Raw genomic sequence first — 22,849 nt, 5'->3', positions numbered from 1 at the left:
CATCGGGTTGGGGGCGGGCTAGGACATTCACGGTGCGTAACTCAATCGACATGCATAAGAAACCGTACTTGCAGGGCATCTGCACGCAGGCGGGGCCGTCGAGTTCGCGGGCGGGACGTGCCTTCTGGGCGCGCGGGGCGACGCCGGTGGAGAAGTTCTGCGACACGTGCGGCGGAATCCTGCAACACGTTAAGTCGGTTGCGGAGTTTGGGACTTTTAGAGCCTGCAGCTGACTCCAGACTAACAGGTCGTTTACAGGCGAGAGACACCATGGGCACAGTCAGTTGCGGACTTCTCCCCTTTTAGAGTCCGCAACTGATGTCGAACGCGCGGCTGGACGACCGAGCGTGCGATGGAACGGCATAGTGCGCAATCGAGCGGCCTCGCGTCAGCCCTTGGCGTTCTGCGGCCCGATGCGCTGGCGAAGTGCCTGGGCAGCCGTACCCGCGGGTCTGGCATGGCCCTCGTCCGCGGCGACGCGCCCTGCGGCAAGGCTCTCGTACAGCGCAAGCCGCGAGGTTAGGTCCTCGTATGCATCCATATCAAGGACTGCAAGGTCACCAGCACCGTTCTTCGTGACGAAGAGGGGTTCGCCGGTCTTATGGCACCAGTCGGAGAGCTCCGCGTAGTTGTTCCTCAGCGTTGTGCTGGAGATGATCTTTGGCATTGTCCCTCCAAACTAAAGTTATTCTTACTTTATTCCACTCTTATTAGTTAACTTTTCGTGCTATTGCAGAACATGGAAAGGTGGCCACACGATGCTGGCAATTGGCGCATAACCCCGCGCGATAAAAAAGCCAGGGCCCCAAAGGACCCTGGCAAGCGAGCGCATGGAGCGGCGGACGGGACTCGAACCCGCAACAAGTAGCTTGGAAGGCTACTGCTCTACCAATTGAACTACCGCCGCGCGTGGTCGGGGTGACTGGATTCGAACCAGCGACCCTCTGCTCCCAAAGCAGATGCGCTACCAAGCTGCGCTACACCCCGGAGCCGCTCTAGGATTATACGAGAGTGCCTCGCGCGGGGCAACGCATTCCGCAAAATCGCACCAGCATCCCGAGTCCGTCGACCAGCTCGTCGTGACCGCTGGCCGGTCCCCCGCCATCTGCGGCGTGAGCGTGCATTTCAGATTTCAAATGTACACCCCTCGTCGCTGAGCTGGGGTTTTGTGGGAGAGGTGCGCATTTCACGCGTAGAATGTGCACCAAGGCAGGCCGCCGTGCCGCATTCCGCGCCGCCATGCCGCAACCCGCACCCCAGGCACGTCGCTGCACCGTTGCACCACGCGCCACCACGCCGCGCCACGCGCCTCACGCCCCGCGCACGCGCCGTGCGACCGGGCGCCGACGCGCCTCTCCCCCGCTTCGACTGGGCGCTCCCCCACCCAAGTGCGTAGAATGATGGGGCACGGACCGCACCCGTCCCCGAAAGGCCCCCAACATGGCAATACTCAGGCTCGGTCGGACGCTCGTCGTGGCAAATCCCGCCTCGCACAGCGGAAAGGGGGCCGAGGCGGCGGAGCGCGCCCGGCGCTTCTTCGAGTCGTACACCTCTGCCACCGAGTCGTTCGAGCTGGTCATGACCGAGGGCCCCGAAGACGCCAAGCGCCTCGCAGCCGGCGCCGCCCAGATGGACACCCTCATCGTCCTGGGCGGGGACGGCGTCATCCACGAGGCAGCGAACGGCCTCATGGCCCTGCCCGCCGACGCCCGCCCCGCCCTCGCCGTCATCCCCATGGGCTCGGGCAACGACTTCGCCCGCACCATCTCGGCCACCTACAACGACCCCGAGCTCTCCCTGGCCGAGCTTCTCGGCGGCCGCAGGGTCAGCATCGACTTGGGCCACGTAACCAACGAGCTCGGCCAGGACACCCACTTCGTCGAGACCCTCTCCTTTGGCCTGGACGCCGCCATCGCCCTGGACACGACCGACCGCCGCGCCGCCAACACGAGCCAGGAGGGGTCGATGCTCTTCGCCACCTCGGGCGTGAAGGTCTTCTCGTCCGGGCACAAGGGCTACCCCTGCAGCCTCCGCCTCGACGACGGCGACCCCCAGGAGCTGCGCGCCCTCATACTCGCGGTCCAGAACGGCCCCACCTACGGCGGCGGCTTCCGCGTCTGCCCCGACGCGCTGCCCAACGACGGAATGCTGGACGTCTGCTACAACGTGAAGGTGCCCTCCATCCCCCGCCTGCTGGCCCTCTTCGGCCTCGCCCGCTCCGGAAGGCACGTGCGCTCGCGCGTCATCAGGGCCGAGCGCGCGAGAAGGCTCCAGGTCGAGTTCGAGGGAGAGGGCATTCCCTGCCAGGTCGACGGCGAGAGATTCGAGGGCAGGCGCTTCGAGGTCGAGGTGGAGCCACGGGCCCTCGACGTGCTCGTGCCCGCCCGCTGCGGCTGGTAGGCAACCAGGGACCGGCAGCTACGCCCAAGGCCGACAATATCCCGGACCGGTAGCTACGCCCAGGGCCGGCAGCATCCAGTCCGGCAGCTACGCCCAGGCCCGGCAGCATCCCGGCCCACAGCCACGCAGCCACGTCCAGCCCACAAGTCCACAGGAAGAGGGACCGCCCGAAGACGGTCCCCCTTGCGTTCGTGCGCCTTCCCTGCCCGGTTGCGCGGGCGCGCCGGGCAGGAGCCGATGCCTACGCCCAGCCCTTGCCGTCGGAGCCGAACTCCTTCATGAGCTCGATGGTGCGGGTCTTGATGGCGTCGCGACCAGGCTTGAGGAGCTTACGGGGATCGTAGCCCTTACCCTCCTTGTCTGCACCGCTCTCGATGTACGTGCGGGTGGCCGCAGCAAAGACCAGCTGGAGATCGGTGTTGACGTTGATCTTGGAGACGCCCTCGGAGATGGCCTTCTGGATTTGGTCGACGGGGATGCCGGTGCCGCCATGAAGGACGAGCGGCAGGTCGCCCGTGAGGGCCTTGATCTCGGCAAGGCGCTCGAAGGAGAGGCCCGCCCAGTTGGCAGGATAGATGCCATGGATGTTGCCGATGCCGCACGCCAGGAAGTCGACGCCCAGGTCTGCGATCTGCTTGCACTCCTCGGGATCGGCAAGCTCGCCCTGTGAGGTCACGCCATCCTCGGTACCGCCAATGCCGCCGACCTCGGCCTCAACGGAGATGCCCTTGTTATGGGCGGCCTTGACGACCTCGGCGGTGCGCTGGAGGTTGGTCTGGAAGTCGGGCTCGTGCGAGCCATCGTACATGACGGAGGTGAAGCCCGCATCGATGCACTTGAAGACATCCTCGTAGCTACCATGATCGAGGTGCAGTGCCACAGGCACGGTGATGTTCTTGGCCTCGACAAGGTCCCTCACGATGTCGGCGACGACCTTGAAGCTGGTCTGCCACTTAGCGGCGCCGCTCGTGCACTGGATGATGACGGGGGACTGGAGCTCCTCGGCCGCGTCGAGGATGGACGAGGCCCACTCGAGGTTGTTGGTGTTGAACGCACCCAGGCCGTAGTGACCCCTCTGAGCGCTCTGGAGCATGGCAGTAGCGTTGACTAGCATGGTGATACCTCCTATACGAGACACCCTGTCGAACCTACGCCCCCAATCATACCGCTCAGCTAGCCAAAATATTCGTGTAGTTGCCATGCCCGTGCGCATGGGCCCCGCGAGCTGGGTAATGCTTGTCTGGATGGACGCGTCTTCTTGGGAGGTTCTCCATGCGTGACCAGCTGAGGCAGGAAGGTGACCGTCACGAGGACGAGGAGGGGCGCGGGGGCGTCCTGGGGGAGCTCTCGCTCTCGGCGATCGTGGCGAGTGCCCTCGCGGCGGCGACCTCGTTCGCCCTCTCGTCCAGGATCGGTCTCGCCGGCTCCATCATCGGCGTTGCCGTAGCGGCCGGCGCCAGCGCCCTGGCCGCCCAGGTGTACAAGGGCATGATCAAGGCCAGCGCCCAGAAGCTCAAGGACCTCTCGTACGACCACGCGGACGACCCGGACCCCACGCGGCCCGGCGTGCCCCTGAGCGGCCACGACGGCAACACCGGCCTGATGCCTGCCGCCGTCGAGTCGCCGCTGCAGGAGGGCCGGGATGTCTCCTTCGCCGCCACGGGCACCCCCATAGCCCCGGACAGCCTGCGCAGCGCCGCAACGCGGCAGCAGAGCCGGCGCGTGGCGCACAGGGCGGCCATCGCCCTGGCGGCGTTCGCCGTGCTCGCGGTCCTGGCCTACGCGGCAATCGTCAGCCTCGTCACCGCCGGCCAGGGCATCGGCCCCAGCCTTGGCGAGGTGGCGCAGCCCACCGTCACGGAGGAGACCGCGGCGCAGGGCAAAGGTGAGAGTGACGCCGCCTCCTCGGCCGTGACGAGCCAGGAGGACGCAAGCTCCGCGGACTCCTCCGCAAGCGGAACGAGCTCCTCGAGCGACACAAAGGGTGACAAGGCGAAGGCAGACGCCAGCTCCTCGGGCACGGAGTCCTCGAAGTCGGAGTCTGGCAGCAGCTCGTCCGGCTCCGGCTCGACGAGCGGCACGAGCGACTCGGGTTCCACGAGCGGAAGCACGTCCGGCAGCGGCGGCTCCTCGACGGATGCCAGCTCCTCCTCCGACTCGGGCTCCACCGACAGCGGGTCCACGAGCTCCTCGGGCAGCGGCGGCACGACCTCCTCGGATGCCGGGAGCTCCGCCAGCTCGAGCGGGAGCTCGAGCAAGTAGGCCAAGGCCAGGCCCGCCGGAGGAGAGACCCGCCAGCCTCCGCCCCCACGCCACTCTCCCCCGCCGTCCGCGCCCCTCCCATGCGCTAGACTCTTGAGCCGTGCCGCTCCCGCTCGGGGGCGGCCCCTTCAAGCAGCCAAAACGAAGACGAGGCAGACCGTGGCGAAGCATGCAGTCACCCCCAGCACCGAGGCGGCCCAGGACGGCGTCCCCGAGGGGCCCAGGCACCGACTCGCCCCCAAGCTCGTGGCCTGCGGCCTCGCCCTGGCGACGGTCTATGGCGGGGGCTGCGCGTACTTCTCGACCCACTTCACGCCGGGCACCACGGTGAACGGGCAGGACGTCTCGCTCATGACCGAGGAGGCGCTCTCGGCCTCGGTTGCGGACGCCGTGCGCGACTGGAGGCTCGAGCTCCAGGGGCCCTCCGGCTTCACGGCCCAGGTCGCGTCCGCCGACGTGGGCCTCGCCGCCCGTGCGGACGACTACGCGGGCGACGCGTTCCGGAAGGCGGACGCGCGCGCCTGGCCCCTTGACCTCCTCTCCCGCCGCGTGATCTTCCAGGAGGACGGCGTGACCCTGGACGAGGCGAGTCTCCGCGACGCCCTCCAACCGGCGGTCGAGGCCTACAACCAGTCCGCCACGGCGCCGACCAGCGCCAGCTCCTCCTTCGACGCCGACGCGGGGGAGTTCAGGGTGACGGACGAGGTGCCGGGCACCATGCTCGACCTCGACCGCGTCGTCGCCAGCGCGTCGACGGCCGCAAAGTCGCTCCAGCGCAAGCTCGTCCTGGGCGACGCGGAGCTCGTCCAGCCAACGGTCAGGCATGACGACGAGCGGCTCGCGGCGGCGACCAAGAAGGCCAACGACGCGCTCGCCCTCTCCATCCCGCTCACGCGCGACGGCAGGGAGGTCGCGCGCGTGGACGAGTCGCTCAGCGCGTCCTGGCTCGTCGTGGGAGACGACCTCGCCCTCGGCGCGGACGGCGACGCCATAGGCAACTGGATCAACTCGGTGCTCGCGGCCAGCGTGGACTACTCCGACGAGGTCAACGACTACGCGGTGGACGACGCGAGCCTCGCCGAGTCCATCTACGACGCCCTCCTGGGCCAGCGCTCCGACCCCATAGAGATCCCCCTGCAGGTCGTGGGCTCGCGCCCGGCCGAGAGCGAGGGCGCGCGCGAGCGCGGACGGCACATCGACATCAACCTCTCCACCCAGTACGCGCGCTTCTACGACGCGAACGGAAGGGTCATATGGAGGTCGTACATCGTGTCGGGCAACACCTCGGAGGGTCGCACCACGCCAACGGGCACCTACGCCATCAACTCGAACATGGCCCGCGACACGGTGCTGGTGGGAGCCGACGAGGACCACGACGGCGAGCCCGACTACAGGAGCAACGTGTCGTACTGGATGCCCTTCATCGGCAACTCGGTGGGCCTCCACGACGCGACCTGGCGCTACAGCTTCGGCGGGTCGATCTACAGCTACGCCGGCAGCCACGGCTGCGTGAACCTCCCCTACCAGGACGCGAAGGCCCTCTGGGACCTGGTCCGCGTGGGGGACAAGGTGGTCGTGCACTGGTAGACGACACGTCGCTGCCGGCCTGCGCCAGCGCGTCCCGCCGGCGAGCGGTCGGCACGCCGCGCTGGCGCGGTTCGCGCGACTAGTACGAGACGCTGCACTCCAGGCCGAGCGCCCGCACCCGGGCCGCGATGGAGTCGAGCGCCTCCGGGCTGGCCTTCCTGAGACCCTGAAAGGGCGTGTCGCGCGCGATGGTGTAGACCATCACCACCTCGGGGCGAATCCGTGCGAGCGCCTCAAGCCAAGGTCCGACGTAGGCCTCACCCGTGTTGTCCACGCTCCTGCCGTCGAGCTCCCCGCCCAGGAACATGCTCTGGACCATCACCCTGCCGCCGAAGGCCGCCAGCGCGTCCACCACGCGGCCCACGTCGTAGCCGCCGACGGGCCGGTCCACCCTCCGGATGAAGTCCCCGTCCACCGTGTCCAGCTTGAGGATGTTGTCGTCCACGCGCAGGAGCGCGTCGCGCACGGCCGGCACGTGGGCCATGGTGGCGTTGGAGAGCACCGCCACCCGCGCCTTGGGGCAGAGCTCGTCCCTAAGCGAGAGGACCGCATCCACGACCTCGGGAAACTCTGGGTTGGCCGTGGGCTCCCCGTTGCCCGCGAGGGTAATCACGTCGGGGGGCTCGCCCGCCGCGGACATGTCGCGCAGGCGTGCGCCCAACGCCTCGGCGACCTGTGTGGCCGTGGGCCAGGGCGAGCTCGTGGGCCGCTCGTCGTTGGTGCCGTTCTCGCAGTAGACGCAGTCGAAGCTGCAGCGCTTGCCGTCCGCCGGCGCGAGGTTGACACCCAGCGAGACCCCCAGCCTTCGGCTGCGGACGGGCCCGAAGACGGGGCCTGGGTTCAGGTAGGTTGCCATGGCTTCTCTCCCCTCCTAGCGCCGCCCGCGACCGTGCGGGCGAGCCCCATCCTAGACCAGCGAGCGCATGGAACGGGCGGCTCATGCCATAATGTCTTGAGAAATGGCACGACAGCCGCCTGTCGCAACGAATCCGGAGGGCCAACCCATGAAGAAGGTCATCACCTTCGCCATCCCCTGCTACAACTCCGCCGAATACATGGACAAGTGCATAAAGTCCATCCTCGTGGGGACCAACTACGCCGAGGACGTCCAGGTCGTCATCGTGGACGACGGGTCCACGAAGGACGACACGCTGGCCAAGGCAGAGTCCTGGCAGGAGCGCCACCCCAGCATCGTGAAGGCCGTGCACCAGGAGAACGGCGGCCATGGCATGGCCGTCCTCAAGGGCCTGGGAAACGCCGAGGGGACCTACTTCAAGGTCGTGGACTCCGACGACTGGCTGGACGCCGAGGCCTGCGCCACCCTTCTGGGCAAGATCCGCGAGCTGGACGAGACCGGCGAGCGCGTGGACCTCATCATCAGCAACTACGTGTACGAGCACGTGGAGGACGGCAGCAGCCACGTGGTCAACTACCGCTCGGTGCTCCCCGTGGGCAGGGCCTTTGGCTGGAACGACATCCGCCACTTCAAGATGACCCAGAACCTCCTCATGCACGCCCTCTGCTACCGCACCGACGTGCTGCGCGACGGCGGGGTGCCCATGCCGGCGCACACCTTCTACGTGGACAACATCTACGCCTACGTCCCCCTGCCGCGCTGCCGCACCCTCTACTACCTGGACGTGGACCTCTACCGCTACTTCATCGGGCGGGAGGACCAGTCGGTGAACGAGAAGGTCATGGCGGGCAGGATCGACCAACAGGTCAAGATCACTCGCATCATGATGAGGTCCTACCACCTCTACCAGGACATCGAGTCGTACGCCCTGCGCAGCTACATGGTCAACTACTTCGTCATCATGATGATGATCTGCTCCGTCTTCTCGAAGCTCTCGGACCATGCCGACGCCATGGCGGAGCTCGACCGCCTCTGGAGCGACCTCTACGACTACGACCGGCGTATGTGGAGGCGTGCGCGCCTGGGCATCTGCGGCCTGGCCACCAACCTCCCGGGCGCCGGCGGGCGCGCGGCGACCATCGCGCTGTACCGGACCGCACAGAGGTTCATAAAGTTCAACTAGGCGAGGCACGACCAGCCCGCACGCGACGAGTCACATGGCGGCCCGGACGGGGTGGACGACATCCCGTCCGGGCCCTTCCTTGTGTGGCGCGTGGGACTAGAGCCTTGCCGCAAGCATGGCCCTGGCGACTTCTCTGGCGCACGCCCCTCTCGCTTGGGTATACTTCCCTTGATAAATTGCGCACGATTAAGTCGTGCGGGAAGAGAGGATTGACATGGACGATACCAAGGTCACTGCCACCCAGGACGCCGCAGAGGGTGGGGAGCTCGACCCCCTGGCGCTCGAGAACCAGCTATGCTTCCCGCTCTATGCGGCGTCGAAGGAGCTCACGCGCAGGTACAAGCCCTTCCTGGACCCCCTGGGCCTCACCTACACGCAGTACGTGACGATGATGGCCCTCTGGGAGCGGGACGGCATCACCGTGACCGAGCTGGGACATAGGCTCTACCTCGACTCGGCCACCCTCACCCCGCTGCTGCGCCGGCTCGAGGGCCACGGCTACATCAACCGCACCCGCTCCAAGGCGGACGAGCGCGCCATCATCATCACCCTGACCGACGAGGGCAGGAGGCTTCGCAGGCGGGCGATGGACGTTCCCGCCTGCATCGGCGGTTGCATCAGCATGGAGCGCGAGGACCTCGTCGAGCTCAAGCACCTGGTGGAGAGGCTCCTCGCCTCCTTCAAGTAGGGCCCGCGCCCGTTCGAGCCCGCTCACGCCTCGTCGCGGCGGCGCCATCCTTCGCGCCGCCGCCCAGGCCTGCCGCTAGAGCAGGAACTCCGCGATCTGCACGGCGTTGGTCGCGGCGCCCTTGCGAATCTGGTCGCCGCAGCACCAGAGGCATAGCGAGCTCACGCCGTCAGGTGCGGAGAGGTCGCGCCTGATGCGCCCGACCCAGACCAGGTCCTGGTCGGAGCTCTGGAGCGGCATGGGATAGCGCAGCTCGGAGGGCTCGTCCACCACGAGCACCCCGGGAGCTGCCTCGAGAAGCTCGCGGGCGCGGTCGAGCGCGAGGGGCCTCTCGAACTCGACCGTGATCGACTCGGAGTGCGAGCGCATCACGGGCACGCGCACGCAGGTGCAGCTCACGCGCAGCTCGGGAAGGTGCATGATCTTGCGCCCCTCGTTCTGCATCTTCAGCTCCTCGGAGGTGTAGCCCTCCTCCTTGAAGCCGCCGATCTGGGGAATCAGGTTGGCGGCGAGCTGGTAGGCGAAGGGGTCGGTGGGCCCCATCTCGCCGCCCTGGGCGACGACACCCATCTCGCGCTCGAGCTCGCGCAGGCCCGGCATGCCCGCCCCCGACGCCGCCTGGTAGGTGCTCACGACGAGCCTCCTGATGCCGGCCTCCTGGTGCAGGGGCCAGAGGGGCACCAGGCCGATGATGGTGGCGCAGTTGGGGTTGGCGATGATGCCGTGGTGCCAGCTCACGTCGTCGGCGTTTATCTCGGGGATGACCAGGGGCACGTCCTCGTCCAGGCGGAAGGCGTGGCTGTTGTCCACGCAGGTGGCGCCCCGCCTCACGGCTTCGGGAAGGAGCTTGCGGGCGAGTTCGTCTCCCGCCGCGCCCAACACGACGTCCACGCCCTCGAAGGCCTCGGGCGTGGCCTCGCGCACCACCACCTCCTCGCCGCGGAAGCGCACGCTGCTGCCCGCGGAGCGAGCGCTCGCAAGGGGGACGAGCTCCCCCACCGGGAAGTCCCTCTCCTCGAGGCACTGGAGCATCTGGGTCCCCACGACGCCGGTCGCGCCGAGGATGGCAACTCTCTTGTCAGGCATGTCCTAACCCCCTACTGGGCAAGCTGCGGCATCTCGACCATCTCGCCGTCGACGAAGCGGTCGTAGATGCACTGGATGGCACGTTCGAAGTCGGCGTTGTTGACGCCCATGATGATCGATATCTCCTGCGAGCTCTGGGTGATCATGCGGATGTTGATGCCCGCCTCACCCAGGCAGCCGAAGATGCGGCCCGAGGTGCCTGCGCGGCGGCTCATGTTGCGGCCCACGACGCTGATGAGCGCCAGGCTGTCCACCACGTTGATGCTGTCGGGCTCGAGCTCGTGTTGGAGCTCGTTGACGATGGAGTAGATGCTGTCCTTCACGTCGGCGCCGTTGACCACGACGCCGAAGGAGTCGACTCCCGTGGGCACGTGCTCCACGCTCACGCCGTACTTCTCGAAGACCGAGAGCGCACGCCTGAGGTAGCCCACGTCGTTCGAGATGTGGGCGCGCTGGACATGGATGGCCATGAAGTCGCGCTTGCCGGCGATGCCCGTGATGAGGTGCTCCTTCACGTGCTCCTCGGCCGTCTCGCGGATGATGGTGCCCTTGGCGTCGGGGTCGTTGGTGTTCTTGATCTGGATGGGGATGTTGGTCTCGCGCACGGGGAAGATGGCCTCCTCCTGCAGGACCGAGGCCCCCATGTAGCTGAGCTCGCGCATCTCGTCGTAGGTGATGCGGTGGATGGAGCGAGGGTGGTCCACCACGCGCGGGTCGGCGGCGAGGAAGCCCGAGACGTCGGTCCAGTTCTCGTACACGCCGGCGTCCAGGCAGCGCGCCAGGATGGCGCCCGTGATGTCGCCGCCCCCGCGCTGGAAGAGCTTGATGCTGCCATCCACCGTGGCGCCGTAGAAGCCCGGGAGCAGGAAGCTCCCCAGACGCGTCGCGCGGTCGCGCAGGCGCATCGCCGTGCGCTCCATGTCCACGCTGCCGTCATGGTGGAAGACGATGACCTCCGCCGCGTCCACGAAGGGAAGGCCCAGGTACTCGGCCATGAGCTGGCCCGTGAACCACTCGCCGCGCGACACCACGTACTCGGGCGAGAAGCCCTTGACCTGCGCCGCGAACTCGCCGAAGCGCTCTGCGACGGGGTAGCTGAGCCCCAGCTCGTCGGCGATGTCCTGATAGCGTGCCTGGATGTCCGAGAGGAGCGCCGTGCAGTCGACGTGATACTCGATGTGCGCGTTGACCAGCAGCAGGAGGTCGGTGACCTTGTTGTCCTGGGGGAAGCGCCTGCCCGAGGCGGAGACCACGACGAAGCGGCGCTCTGGGTCCGACCCCACGATCGACTTGACCTTGCGGAACTGCTCCGCGTCCGCGACGCTGGAGCCGCCGAACTTTGCGACCTTTATCATGCGTCAGCCCCTCGCGTCCAGCACGGCCATGAAGCTCGTCGGGTCGGCCCCGAGCGCACGGTCGAGCGTCGCGCGCGCCTCCTCGGCGCTGAGGCCGCGAAGGAGGCTAACGCCAGGAGCCCACTCCTCGGAGCCCTCGGGGGCCAGGCCGCTGCGCAGCAGGTAGTCGCCCCGCAGCAGGCCGGGATCGTAGGCGAGGTCCGCCGAGAGGTCGTAGCTGGGGCGCCGGCCATCCCTGAAGTCGAGGATATCCTGGACCATGGCGTTGCCGGTGGGAAGCGACCCCGCCCCCTGGCCGTAGAAGCCGAGCTCGCCCACGGTCTCGCCCACGAGGCTCAGCAGGTTGAAGTTGCCGGGCACGTTGGCCTCGAGGGCGCGATGGCCCAGCACCACGGGCTCGACGCTCGCGGCGAAGCGACCACCCTCCTGCACTGCGCGCCCCAGCAGCCTGAGCGAGAGCCCGCGCGACGCCAGGAGGTCGAGGTCCGCCTTCGTGAGGTTGCGGATGCCGGAGGTGGGGATGTCCGTCCTGCAGGCGCAGCCGAAGGCGACGCTCGCGGCGATGGCGGTCTTGTTGCGCACGTCGATGCCGTCGATGTCGGCCGAGGGGTCCCTCTCCGCGTACCCCAGCTCCTGGGCGCGGGCGAGGACGTCCGCGAACTCCGCGCCCTCGCGCTCCATCGCGTCCACGATGAAGTTGGTGGTCCCGTTCATGATGCCGCCTATGGAGCTGATCCGGTCGATGCGCCGGGCCTTCTCGATGCTGGCGATCCAGGGCACTCCCCCGCCGCAGGTGGCCTCGATGAGGAGGCTCGCGCGCGAGAAGCGCGCCTGGCTCGCGAACTCGTCCAAGTATGCCGCGACCACGGCCTTGTTGGAGGTGACGACGCTCTTGCCGGCAGCGAGGGCCGAGAGGATGTAGCCGTGCGCCGGCTCGAGCCCTCCCATGCACTCCACGACGAGCTCGATCTGCCCGTCGCCCAAGATGTCCTCATAGTCCGAGGTCATGCGACCGTCGTCCAGGCGGCCCGGCAGCTCCAGGATCCGCGTCACCTCCACGCCGAGGTCCCTGGAGGAGAGGATCTGGTCTACCCCGCGTCCCACGACGCCGTGTCCCAGCAGCGCGACCTTCATGAGCTTCCAATCTTTCTACTGTGTGACGGTGACGGGAGGTCCCGCACCCTGCGACTATGATACTTACGAACGTTCTGCGAAACCCGAGGCTAGGAGCGCCACAGTGAGCATGTTCTATCACAGCACGCGCGGCGGCGGCGATTCCGTAACAAGCAGGCAAGCAATACTCGCAGGCATCGCGCCCGACGGAGGGCTCTACGTCTCGGACCAGCTGGGCGCCTCCGAACTCGGCGTCGAGGGCCTCGAGGCCGCCGGCTACCACGACATCGCGCGCCGCGTCCTGGCCACGCTGCTGCCCGACTTCTCGCCGGACGAGCTCGACGATTGCGTGCGCGGCGCCTACGCCCAGAACTTCGACACGCCCCTCGTGACCCCCGTCACGTCGCTGGGCGACGACTGGCTCCTCGAGCTCTGGCACGGGCCCACCTGCGCCTTCAAGGACCTCGCCCTGCAGATGCTCCCCCGCCTCATGTCCCGCTCGCGCGAGGAAGACGGGCGCAGGATCATGATCGTGACCGCCACCTCGGGCGACACGGGCAAGGCGGCGCTGGCGGGCTTCGCCGGCGTCGAGGGCACGGGGGTCACGGTCTTCTACCCCGAGGGCAAGGTGTCCGACGCCCAGCGCCTGCAGATGGTGACGCAGCGCGGGGCCAACGTGGCCGTCTGCGGCATCAGGGGCACCTTCGACGACGCCCAGACCCAGGTCAAGCGCATCTTCGCGGACGAGGGCCTGAGGGGGCGCCTCGAGCGGGAGGGCGTGGTCCTCTCCAGCGCCAACTCCATCAACGTGGGACGGCTCGCCCCGCAGGTCGCCTACTACTTCAGCGCCTACGCGCAGCTTCTTGCGAGGGGCGCCATCCGCAAGGGGGACGAGCTCGACTTCGTCGTTCCCACCGGCAACTTCGGGGACGTCCTGGCGGGCTACTACGCCAAGCGCCTGGGGCTTCCCGTGGGCAGGCTCACCGTTGCCTCCAACAGCAACAGGGTCCTCTTCGACTTCCTCCGCACCGGCGTCTACGACCGCCGGCGCGACTTCGCCAAGACCATCTCGCCCTCCATGGACATCCTGGTCTCGTCCAACCTCGAGCGCATGCTCTACTACCTGACGGGGGGTGACGCCGAGCGCGTCGCCGCCCTCATGTCCCAGCTCCGTGACGAGGGGCACTACGAGGTCACGCCTGACGAGCTCGCGCGCCTGCGCTCCGACTTCGACTGCGGCTGGGCCACAGACGACCAGACCCGCGCCGCCATCCGCGCGGCCTGGGAGGCGGACGGCGTGCTCATCGACCCCCACACCGCCGTCGCCCGCCACGTCATGGGCCAAGGCGAGAGGGGCGGCAACGTGCGCGTGTGCCTCTCCACCGCGAATCCCTACAAGTTCTCGGCCGAGGTGCTGGGGGCGCTGGGACACGATGTGGAAGGGCTTGACGCCTTCGCCTGCATGGACCGGCTGCAGGAGCTCACGGGGACTGTGGCGCCGGCGCAGCTCTCGGCCCTGAGGGATGCCCCGGTGCTGCACGAGGACGTCTGCGACCAGGGCCAGATGACCAACTTCGTGGAAACCGCCTGCCAGAGGGTCTTCGCGTGAGCGCCACCCTCCCCCGTGGCGTGCGCGTCCGCGTGCCGGCCACCTCGGCCAACGTGGGCGTGGGCTACGACTGCCTGGGTCTGGCGCTGGACCTCATGGCCGAGTTCTGCTTCGAGCCGGCGGACGAGCTGGCCATAGACGGCTGCCCCGAGCGCTTCCGTGGCGAGGACAACCTCGCCTGGACCAGCTACCTCGAGGCCTGCCGCAGGCTCTACCAGCGTCCGCTCCCCCTGCACCTGCACATCGACTCCCCCATCCCGCTCTCGGGCGGGCTGGGCTCGAGCTCGACCTGCGTGGCGGCGGGGGTCGTGGCCGCACAGCTGCTCCATACGGGCGGGCTGGACCCGCAGGCAGCCCTGGACGTGGCCTGCGAGCTGGAGGGCCACCCGGACAACGTGGCCCCCGCGCTCTTGGGTGGGCTCGTGAGCTCGTTCGTGGACGGACGGAGCACGAGGTCGCTGCGCTTCGACGTGGCCGAGGGCCTGCGCTTCGTGGCCATCGCGCCGCCCTACGAGGTGCGCACCGCCGACGCCCGTCGCGTCATGCCCCAGAGCGTCCCCACCGAGGTCGCCGTGTGGCAGATCGGCCACTGCGTCGCCGCCGTGCACGCCCTTGCCACGGGAGACGCGGACCTGCTCTCAAGCGCCTGCCAGGACCGCCTGCACGAGCCCTACCGAAGCGCGCTCATCCCCGACTACGAGCCTCTGAGGCGCACGGCGCTCGCCGCGGGGGCGGCGGCCTTCACCATCAGCGGCTCGGGCTCGACGATGCTCGCCATCTGCGACGGGGACGAGCCGGCGGGACGCGTGCTCGCCGCCGTCGAGGGCATGGTGGAGAACCGCGTCAATGGGCTCTGGGTCCGCGTGCTCCCCGCTCGGAGCCACGGCGTGGAGTGGGAGCTGGCCTAGGCTGCCAGCGGAGGCCGCCCGTCGCTCTCGCCTTGCCCTGGTGCTTCACCCGTGGTGCGGCCGTGCGAATCCGTGGCGAATGGCGCGCGTCCCTGCTGCGTCCGACGCGTGCAACGCGCGCACAGGCTCGCAACCACAGCGTCCGACACGTCCCGCACCGGCACGAAAGCGTCCGATGCGTACGAGCGCTTCGCGACAACGCCCAACGCGCTTGAACTCGCGACCACAACGCCCAACGCGCTTGAACTCGCGACCACAACGCCCGACGCGCTTGAACTCGCGACCACAACGCCCGACGCGCGCGAATATGAGACGACAACGCTCAACGCGTCTGACGACTCGATGTTTGCCCAGTTGGCGGAGACGAGAGAAACGCATTGGACGTTTTCGGCGATATTTCACGCGCACTGGACGTCGTCGATGGCCACACACACGCGTCGGACGCAATCGGCGGTTGCGCGCACGCATTCGACGTTGTCGCGGCCCCGACGCACGCGTCGGACGTAGTCGCGCCCCCACCGCACCCGTACACGTGCGCATGCAACGCAAGCGAGCCGGGCCGCATCGCTGCGACCCGGCCCGAACCCCGCCGTAACATCCACGCGCAATCCACCCGCGTGCAAACGAGAGCAACTAACCCCCCAGATAGGCCCTCTTCACGTCGTCGTCGTGCAAGAGCGCGGCGCCCGTGCCGGTCTTGCTGATCGTGCCCGTCTCGAGCACGTAGCCGCGGTCGGCGATGGAGAGCGCCATCGAGGCGTTCTGCTCCACCAGGAGGATGGTGGTGCCCAGCTTGTTGAGCTCCTTGATGATGGAGAAGATCTCGTCCACCAGGATGGGGGCGAGGCCCATGGAGGGCTCGTCCAGCATGAGGAGGTCGGGCCTGCTCATGAGGGCGCGACCCATGGCGAGCATCTGCTGCTCGCCGCCGGACATGGTGCCCGCAAACTGCCCCACGCGCTCCCTCAGGCGCGGGAAGTGCTCATAGACGACCTCGAGGGTCTTGGCGTTCTCGTCGTCGCTCCTGGTGTAGCCGCCCATGTCGAGGTTCTCGGCCACGCTCATGCGCGTGAAGACGCGACGACCCTCGGGGCAGAGCGCCAGGCCCCTCTCCACGATCTTGTGGGGCTTCACGCCCACGATGCTCTGTCCCTTGAACTCCACCTCGCCGCCCACGGGCCTGAAGAGCCCCGCGATGCAGTTGAGCGTGGAGGACTTGCCCGCCCCGTTGGCGCCGATGAGGGTGACGATCTCGCCCTCCTCGATGTCGAACGAGATGCCCCTCACCGCCTTGATAGCGCCGTAGGAGACGTGCAGGTCGCGCACGGAAAGGATCTTGGACACCTACCTCACCCCCTGCTTGCCCAGGTACGCCTCGATGACCCTTGGGTCGTTCTGGATCTCGTCGGGCGTGCCCTTCGCGATGATCTTGCCGTAGTCCAGCACGCCCACGACCTCGCAGACGCCCATGACCAGGTTCATGTCATGCTCGATGAGCAGGATGGCGATCTGGAACTCGTCGCGGATGCGCTGGATGTTCTCCATGAGCTCTTCGGTCTCGTTGGGGTTCATGCCGGCCGCGGGCTCGTCCAGGAGCAGCACCTTGGGATGCGTGCCCAGGGCGCGCAGGATCTCGAGGCGACGCTGGGCCCCGTAGGGGAGGTTGCCCGCCTGGGTCTTGGCGAAGCCCTCCATGTCGAAGATGCGCAGCAGCTCCATGGCCTGGTCGTGGAACTCCGCCTCCTGCCGCCAGTGCTTGGGCAGGCGGAAGATGTCGTCCATCAGGTGCGTGGACATGGAGTTGCCCAGGCCCACCAGGACGTTCTCCTCGACGGTCATCTGGTTGAAGAGGCGGATGTTCTGGAAGGTGCGGGCGATGCCCATCTTGTTGACCTGCACCATGGACTTGCCCGCCGTGTCGTAGCCGTCGATGAGGACGGTGCCGCGGGTAGGCTGGTACACGTTGGTGAGCAGGTTGAAGATGGTCGTCTTGCCGGCGCCGTTGGGGCCGATGATGCCCGAGATCTCGGTCCGGCCCATGGCGATGTTGAAGTCGTCCACGGCGGTGAGGCCGCCGAAGTCGATGCCCAGGTGCTCGGCCTGGAGCACGGGGATCTTGCCCATGTCGCGCTCGGGGATGAGGTTGGGCGTCTCCATCTGGACGAGGACGGAGTGCCTGCGCTTGGAGTTCGTGCTAGGCATCGGCTCGCACCTCCCCTTCCTTCGCAGAGCCTGCCTTGGGCCTGACGCCGCGGATGCGGTCGATCCAGGAGGTCAGCGAGAAGTCGTAGGTTCCCAGGAGCCCCTGGGGACGGAAGATCATGGTGATGATGAGCACCACGGCATAGACCACCATGCGGTAGTCGGCGAAGGCGCGCAGGGCTTCGGGCAGGATGGTGAGCACGGTCGCCGAGATGACGGAGCCCAGCATGGAGCCCATGCCGCCGAGGACGACCATGACCAGCACCTCGATGGACTTCATGAAGCCGAACTTCGCGGGTGCCATGACGCCGATGCAGCCGGCGTAGAGCCCGCCCGCGATGCCGGCGAAGAAGGCCGAGACCACGAAGGCGAGGGTCTTGTAGTAGGTGGTGTGGACGCCAGAGGCCTCGGCCGCGATCTCGTTGTCGCGGATGGCGAGGATGGCGCGGCCGTGGCGCGACTTCATCATCGTGTGGATGAGGAAGAGCGAGACGGCGACCACCACGAAGGTGTTGAGGAAGCTCGTGTAGCTGGGGATGCCCGTGAGGCCCTTGGCGCCGCCCGTGAGGTCGAAGCCCAGGACGCCGTCGATGTTGAGCATGACCACGCGGATGATCTCGGCGAAGCCGAGGGTGATGATGGCGAGGTAGTCGCCCTTCAGGCGCAGGGCGGGGATGCCGATGATCACGCCGCAGACGGCGGCCACGATGCCGCCGAAGAGCAGGCCGCAGGCGAAGAGGGCCGTGGCGGCGGGGCTGCCCGTGACGAAGTCGCGCGCGCCCACGCCGAAGACGGGCTGCAGGCGCATGATGAAGATGGCGCAGGAGTAGCCTCCCACCGACATGAAGCCGGCGTGGCCCAGCGGCAGCTGGCCCAGGTAGCCCGTGGCGATGTTGAGCGAGACGGCCATGATGACGTAGATGCCGATCTGCTCCAGCACCGAGGTCTGGTAGCGGCTGATGGCACCGCCGTCGATGAGCAGCTCGCCCACGACGAGGAACGCGAGCACGAGGAGGGCGTTTATGGCGTAGCGCACGGGCATGGAGAGGGGCTTCTTCTCCCCCGCCCCACCGGCCACAGTGATGACCGGCTTGGAATCGGGAACTTCCTTGACCATGGGTCGACCCCCCTACACTTTCTCGCTCATGGTGTGACCGAGGATGCCCGTGGGCTTCACGATCAGCACGATGATCAGGAGCAGGAACACCACCGCGTCCTTCCAGACGGACAGGCCGATGGCCGAGACGAAGACCTCGGCGAAGCCGACGAGCAGGCCTCCGATGACGGCGCCCGGTATGGAGCCGATGCCACCGAGCACGGCGGCGACGAAGGCCTTGGTGCCCAGCATGACGCCCATGGTGGGCGTGGCCTGCGAGTACGCCATGGAGTAGAGGACCGCGCCTATGCCCGCGAGGGCGGAGCCCATGGCGAAGGTGAACGAGATGGTGGTGTTCACGTTGATGCCCATGAGGCGGGCGGCGCCCATGTCCTCGGACACGGCACGCATGGCCTTGCCGAGCTTGGTGCGCTGGACCAGGAAGGTGAGGATGGCGGTCGAGACCGCGGTCACCGCGATGGTGAGGAGCGCCGTGGGCGAGAGCTGCAGGCTGGCGACCTCGATCGTGCTGGAGTCGATGAAGGAGGGCACCACCTTGGCGTCGGCCCCGAACACCAGCTGGGCGCCGTTCTCGAGGAAGTACGAGACGCCGATGGCGGTGATCAGGATGGAGAGGCGCGGGGCGTTGCGCAGGGGCGCGTAGGCCACCTTGTCGATGAGCACGCCCAGGAGCGTGCAGCACACGACCGAGAGCAGCACGGCCAGGACGGGGCTGAGCCCGAGCTGGGACATCACGATCCAGGATATGTACGCACCCACCATGATGATGTCGCCATGGGCGAAGTTGAGCAGCAGGATGATGCCATACACCATCGTGTAGCCCAGGGCGACGAGTGCGTAGATGCTGCCCAGCTGCAAGCCATTGAGCACCTGCGTCAAGAACGTCACGGCAAACACTTCCTCTCTCTTGCTCCTGGGCGCCACGGCCATGCGGGGCGGGCGCCTGGTTGTGGCCCCCAGTCTAGGGGAGAGGGGCCGTCGACCTCACGGCAGGGGCGCCGGGAGACAGGCCCCCAGCGCCCCGTGCGATTCTTTGGATGGTGCCTACTCAGCCTCGATGGTGTCGAAGACCTCCTGCTTGCCGCCCTTGAAGGTGATGACCAGGGTCGGCTTGACCGGGTCGCCGCTGCCGTTGTACTTGATGGTGCCAGTCACGCCCTCGGCCTGGCCCTTGGCGATGGCGTCGATGACGGCCTGGCTGTACTCGTCGCTGCCGGCCTTCGCGCTGCCGGCCTCCTCCACCGTCTTGATGCCGTTGAGCAGGACCATGGCGGCGTCGTAGCCCAGGGCGCAAAAGTTGGTGGGCGCGCTCTTGTACTCGTCCTGGTAGGCCTTGATGAACTGCTGGACCTTCTCGTTCTGGTTCTCGCTGACGAAGGAGCAGTCGTAGAAGCAGCCCTCGAGGTCAGCCGCGGAGGCGTACTCCTCGCTGCCGCCCACGATGTTGGACCAGCCGTCGGCCCCCAGGAAGACGCCCTTGTAGCCGAGGGCGCGGGCCTGGGTGACAATCTTGCCGTCGTCCTGGTAGTAGTTGGGGGCCAGGATGGCGTCGGGGCTGGTGGCGATGATGGAGGTCAGCTGGGCGTTGAAGTCGACGTCGCCCGCGGCGTAGGCCTGCTGGGCCGTGACGGTGAGGCCCTTGGCCTGGGCCTCCTCGACGAAGGCGTTGTTCACGCCGACCTCGTAGTCGCCACCGGAGTTGTAGATGGTGCCGACCGTCTTGTATCCCTGCTCGGCAGCGAAGTCCGCCATGAGCTTGCCCTGGTAGGGGTCGGTGATGCAGGCGCGGAAGGCATTGGATCCATAGCTGATGAAGTCGGCCGCCGTGGCGGATGCAGACACCAGGGGCATGTTGTCGGTGACGGAAGCCTGCGCCACCGCGATGGAGGGCGTGGAGGTGACGTCACCGATGATGCCCACGACGCCGTCCTCGACCATCTTGTTGTACACGTTGACGGCCTCGGTGGCGTCGCCCTTCTCGTCCTGGGTGTTGAGCTCGACCTGCTTGCCGTTGATGCCGCCGGCCGCGTTGACCTGCTTGACGTAGAGCTCGGCACCCTGCCTCACGGCGAGGCCGTACTGGGCCACGTCGCCGGAGTACGGCCCCATCAGGCCGACCTTGATGATGGAGTCGTCCGAGCCGCCCTTCTTGGAGCCACAGGCCGCAAGGATGGAAGCACCACCCAGTCCTGCAGCAGTCGCGCCAGAGAGCTTGACGAAGTCGCGCCTGGAAAAGTTCGTTGCCATGCTTCCTCCCTTGAAGATGGTCGTGTTGGCTGACAAGGCTACTGTAGGCGGACGGGTCGCAATCGCCCTCGGGGAAGTTCAAGGTTTTTATTTCTGTAACACGGGCTTCGCGCGCACGTAACGCGCCGGGCGGGCCCGGGACGGGACGGGCCGCCAGGCGCACCTAGGCTCGGGACGGATGCCGGCGGGACCAGAGGGCCAGGCAAGCCAAGGCGAAGCAGGCACCGCAGAAGTCGATGAGGACGTCGCGCGGCTGGCCCGCGCGTCCGGGCACGAAGCGCTGGATCGTCTCGTCCGCCACGGCCACTGCCAGCGGGTACAGCGCCGGGACGAGCCGCAGGCGCCGCGTCCTCGCGCTCGGGAGGGCGTCGAGAGCGCGGCGGGCGAGAAGGGCCAGGACCGCGTACTCGCCGAAGTGGGCGCACTTGCGCACCATGAAGGTCACCGCGTTGGCGTCGGTGATGCCAAGGGTATGGAGGAAGGGCGCCAGGAGGCTTGCCACGAGCCCGCTCTGGGCCGAGGACGCGGGCCCCGCCACGAGCGAGTTGCCCCAGATGAAGGCCGTCCAGAGGAGGACGGCGGCCACGCGGGGCGCGAGCCGGGGCTCGCGGCGACGGGCCTCCCTGAAATCGGGCACCGACTAGGCCTCGTTGGCGGCGAGCGCCGGGGCGAGGTGGCGAGGCGCGTGGGCCGATGCCCTCTCCTGGGCGTGGGGGCGCGCGGAGCGGCCGCGGAGCTTGCCCGTGGACCTGAGCTCCTGGCTGCCACCCTCGATGACCTTGAGGTAGTTCCTCGAGCTCGCGCGCGCCGACTCGGAGGAGTTCTGCGAGAACTCCTGGTCGAGGAGGTAGTCGACGTAGGTCTCGGTGTCTACGACCTCGGGATGTCCCGCCGGGGCCCTGAAGGGAATGAAGCTCGTGGGGTTCTCGAGGCCCTCGGGCTCGTCGATGGTCTCGGTGCCGCCGATGGCGTCGCCGAAGCTCGGGAGGGGTGCCACGGCCGCCACGGGCACGGACGCGATCTGGTCGATCCTCTCGCCCATGGCCTTGAGCGCCTGTTCCCAGATGTCGTCGTCGAGCTCGCGGGCGCTGCGCTGCTCGGGGTAGGCTCCCTGGTCGACCTCGGCGACGCTGTGCGCGATCCGCGCGGCGCGCGAGGGCGTGGGGGGCGCCGCCTTGCGGGAGGCACCCCGGCCCATCCAGCTGGGCACGGAGGGCAACGGGTCGTCGTCGGAGGGCTGGGCGTCCGTACCGCCGCGCCTGGCAGTGTCCTGCACGCCCACGAGGCGCACGGAGTCTCCCATGCGCGCGTTCCACCAACCGGTCCCCACGTCTCCCACGGAGCCGTCGGCGCGCTCGATCACGGGAAGGCCCTCGAAGCGGTCCCCTCCCAGACGCTCGGAGAGCACCTCGCGGACGCCGCGGGCGCGCTGGGCCATGCGCTCGGCGAAGCTCGCGCGGCGGACGTAGTTCTCCGCGACCTGCGTGTAGTCGGTGGCGACGTGCGCGGGACCGGACATGAAGGCGTTCCAAGCCTCCTCGTCTACCTCGGAGCGCTCGGCGTCGCGGCGGGCGGCGGCCCTGCAGGGCTCCTCGGGCTCCTCGGGCTCTTCGGGCCCCTCGGCGGCATGGGCGGCCGCCTCGCCCTGGCCCTGTCCGGCCCTGCGGAAGTGCTTTCCGCGCGGGAGGTCGTCCCCCTCCCCCGCGTCGTCCGACGCCGCGACATGATCCGAGACGGGAGCGGGCGCGGGCTTGGCGATGACGGGCGCCGCCTGCTCGGAAGGTCTCGCGTCGCCCGTGCGCGGCTCGGGCTGGGTGGCGCGGACGGGCGCCCTGCGCGCGACCTCCCCCTCGGCCTGCCTGGCGAGCATGCGATGCAGGATGACGGCGCTCGTCCCCGCGGCGGCGGACGCCCCCACCACGACGCCGAGGCCAAACTGCACGACGAAGCCCAGGGTGGACTCAGGCGAGAGGAACGCCAGGTCCGACTGCGCGCTGGCCGCGAGGGCGAGGCTGGGGGCGGAGCCCATCGCCACTCCCATCAGACCTGCCACGATGGCCGGACAACGTCCCTCTCGACACATGCGGATGCACCTCCCATGCGGGCTCGGGCGCCCATGGACGGGAACGCGTGGCGGAGCAGGAGAGGCAGGCTTGGTCCAGCATCCAGGGGCTGCTGGCCCGAACAACGGCTTGCTTCGTCTGATCTTCGTGTACCGTCGTGATGTGGACGCCCA

Annotated in this window: 20 protein-coding genes and 2 tRNA genes; 7 read left to right on the top strand and 15 right to left on the bottom strand. The window is 68.0% G+C overall.

All coding sequences use genetic code 11. The features are described from left to right. Window positions 1-388: 388 nt before the first annotated feature. From Q5923_RS05615 to Q5923_RS05605, 3 genes are all read right to left on the bottom strand, one after another. Complete coding sequence (locus Q5923_RS05615; protein WP_303132688.1) at window positions 389-667, bottom strand: type II toxin-antitoxin system Phd/YefM family antitoxin; 279 nt, start codon at window positions 665-667, stop codon at window positions 389-391. 164 nt (window positions 668-831) lie between these two features. Further along, window positions 832-907 (bottom strand) — tRNA-Gly (locus Q5923_RS05610). Window positions 908-910: 3 nt separating this feature from the next. Beyond that, window positions 911-987 (bottom strand) — tRNA-Pro (locus tag Q5923_RS05605). 453 nt (window positions 988-1,440) lie between these two features. On the opposite strand from Q5923_RS05605, the gene Q5923_RS05600 reads away from it, so the two are divergent. Next, a complete protein-coding gene (locus Q5923_RS05600) occupies window positions 1,441-2,400 on the top strand; it encodes a diacylglycerol kinase family protein (protein ID WP_009279475.1) in 960 nt (319 codons plus the stop codon). Window positions 2,401-2,641: 241 nt separating this feature from the next. Here Q5923_RS05600 and fba read toward each other — a convergent pair whose 3' ends face one another. Beyond that, entirely contained in the window at window positions 2,642-3,514 is an 873-nt protein-coding gene (fba, locus tag Q5923_RS05595) for a class II fructose-1,6-bisphosphate aldolase (RefSeq protein ID WP_009279476.1), read from the bottom strand. Between the two features lie 158 nt (window positions 3,515-3,672). Here fba and Q5923_RS05590 point away from each other — a divergent pair, with 158 nt between their 5' ends. Both Q5923_RS05590 and Q5923_RS05585 read left to right on the top strand, forming a co-directional pair. After that, entirely contained in the window at window positions 3,673-4,662 is a 990-nt protein-coding gene (locus Q5923_RS05590) for a hypothetical protein (RefSeq protein WP_009279477.1), read from the top strand. 159 nt (window positions 4,663-4,821) lie between these two features. Further along, window positions 4,822-6,249 carry a L,D-transpeptidase gene (locus Q5923_RS05585; protein WP_303132685.1) on the top strand — a complete coding sequence of 476 codons (1,428 nt, stop codon included), beginning with the start codon at window positions 4,822-4,824 and terminating at the stop codon, window positions 6,247-6,249. Between the two features lie 79 nt (window positions 6,250-6,328). Here Q5923_RS05585 and Q5923_RS05580 read toward each other — a convergent pair whose 3' ends face one another. Next, a complete protein-coding gene (locus tag Q5923_RS05580) occupies window positions 6,329-7,105 on the bottom strand; it encodes a radical SAM protein (RefSeq protein WP_303132683.1) in 777 nt (258 codons plus the stop codon). Between the two features lie 148 nt (window positions 7,106-7,253). On the opposite strand from Q5923_RS05580, the gene Q5923_RS05575 reads away from it, so the two are divergent. Both Q5923_RS05575 and Q5923_RS05570 read left to right on the top strand, forming a co-directional pair. Next, complete coding sequence (locus Q5923_RS05575; protein ID WP_009279480.1) at window positions 7,254-8,288, top strand: glycosyltransferase; 1,035 nt, start codon at window positions 7,254-7,256, stop codon at window positions 8,286-8,288. Between the two features lie 214 nt (window positions 8,289-8,502). Next, a complete protein-coding gene (locus Q5923_RS05570; protein WP_009279481.1) occupies window positions 8,503-8,976 on the top strand; it encodes a MarR family winged helix-turn-helix transcriptional regulator in 474 nt (157 codons plus the stop codon). Window positions 8,977-9,051: 75 nt separating this feature from the next. On the opposite strand, the gene Q5923_RS05565 is transcribed toward Q5923_RS05570, so the two are convergent. From Q5923_RS05565 to Q5923_RS05555, 3 genes are read right to left on the bottom strand one after another with little or no spacing between them, the layout of a single operon-like run. Further along, window positions 9,052-10,062 carry an aspartate-semialdehyde dehydrogenase gene (locus tag Q5923_RS05565; protein ID WP_303132680.1) on the bottom strand — a complete coding sequence of 337 codons (1,011 nt, stop codon included), beginning with the start codon at window positions 10,060-10,062 and terminating at the stop codon, window positions 9,052-9,054. An 11-nt stretch (window positions 10,063-10,073) separates the two neighbouring features. Beyond that, window positions 10,074-11,417, bottom strand: a complete 1,344-nt coding sequence (locus tag Q5923_RS05560; RefSeq protein WP_009279484.1) for an aspartate kinase — start codon at window positions 11,415-11,417, stop codon at window positions 10,074-10,076. Window positions 11,418-11,420: 3 nt separating this feature from the next. Then, on the bottom strand, window positions 11,421-12,551 hold the full coding sequence (locus tag Q5923_RS05555) for a homoserine dehydrogenase (protein ID WP_009279485.1): 1,131 nt from the start codon (window positions 12,549-12,551) through the stop codon (window positions 11,421-11,423). 109 nt (window positions 12,552-12,660) lie between these two features. On the opposite strand from Q5923_RS05555, the gene thrC reads away from it, so the two are divergent. Then, window positions 12,661-14,139, top strand: coding sequence for a threonine synthase (thrC, locus tag Q5923_RS05550; RefSeq protein WP_303132806.1), 1,479 nt, complete (start codon window positions 12,661-12,663; stop codon window positions 14,137-14,139). Next, window positions 14,136-15,047, top strand: a complete 912-nt coding sequence (gene thrB / locus Q5923_RS05545) for a homoserine kinase (RefSeq protein ID WP_009279487.1) — start codon at window positions 14,136-14,138, stop codon at window positions 15,045-15,047. The genes thrC and thrB overlap by 4 nt, the downstream gene beginning before the upstream one ends. 633 nt (window positions 15,048-15,680) lie before the next feature. Here thrB and Q5923_RS05540 read toward each other — a convergent pair. The 7 genes from Q5923_RS05540 to Q5923_RS05510 all read right to left on the bottom strand — a co-directional run bounded on the left by Q5923_RS05540 (window position 15,681) and on the right by Q5923_RS05510 (window position 22,696). Further along, window positions 15,681-16,391 carry an ABC transporter ATP-binding protein gene (locus Q5923_RS05540; protein WP_303132676.1) on the bottom strand — a complete coding sequence of 237 codons (711 nt, stop codon included), beginning with the start codon at window positions 16,389-16,391 and terminating at the stop codon, window positions 15,681-15,683. After that, window positions 16,392-17,249 carry an ABC transporter ATP-binding protein gene (locus Q5923_RS05535; protein WP_009279490.1) on the bottom strand — a complete coding sequence of 286 codons (858 nt, stop codon included), beginning with the start codon at window positions 17,247-17,249 and terminating at the stop codon, window positions 16,392-16,394. Beyond that, the gene (locus Q5923_RS05530; protein ID WP_009279491.1) at window positions 17,242-18,366 is read right to left on the bottom strand and encodes a branched-chain amino acid ABC transporter permease; all 1,125 of its coding nucleotides are present in this window, start codon (window positions 18,364-18,366) and stop codon (window positions 17,242-17,244) included. Before Q5923_RS05530 ends, Q5923_RS05535 begins: the two co-directional genes overlap by 8 nt. Window positions 18,367-18,378: 12 nt before the next feature. Further along, window positions 18,379-19,296: a branched-chain amino acid ABC transporter permease gene (locus Q5923_RS05525; RefSeq protein ID WP_368501950.1), complete on the bottom strand. Its 918-nt coding sequence runs from the start codon at window positions 19,294-19,296 to the stop codon at window positions 18,379-18,381. A 114-nt stretch (window positions 19,297-19,410) separates the two neighbouring features. Beyond that, entirely contained in the window at window positions 19,411-20,613 is a 1,203-nt protein-coding gene (locus Q5923_RS05520) for an ABC transporter substrate-binding protein (protein WP_009279493.1), read from the bottom strand. A 163-nt stretch (window positions 20,614-20,776) separates the two neighbouring features. Continuing rightward, on the bottom strand, window positions 20,777-21,250 hold the full coding sequence (locus tag Q5923_RS05515) for a VanZ family protein (RefSeq protein ID WP_303132670.1): 474 nt from the start codon (window positions 21,248-21,250) through the stop codon (window positions 20,777-20,779). Window positions 21,251-21,253: 3 nt separating this feature from the next. Beyond that, window positions 21,254-22,696, bottom strand: a complete 1,443-nt coding sequence (locus Q5923_RS05510) for a hypothetical protein (RefSeq protein ID WP_303132669.1) — start codon at window positions 22,694-22,696, stop codon at window positions 21,254-21,256. Between the last annotated feature and the right edge of the window lie 153 nt (window positions 22,697-22,849).

This window comes from uncultured Olsenella sp., assembly GCF_959602185.1.
In the GTDB taxonomy this organism is placed as follows: Bacteria; Actinomycetota; Coriobacteriia; order Coriobacteriales; family Atopobiaceae; genus Olsenella_I; species Olsenella_I phocaeensis.
The sequence above is the reverse complement of the archived record's forward strand: the minus strand, read 5'-3'. Positions and strand labels throughout refer to the sequence as shown.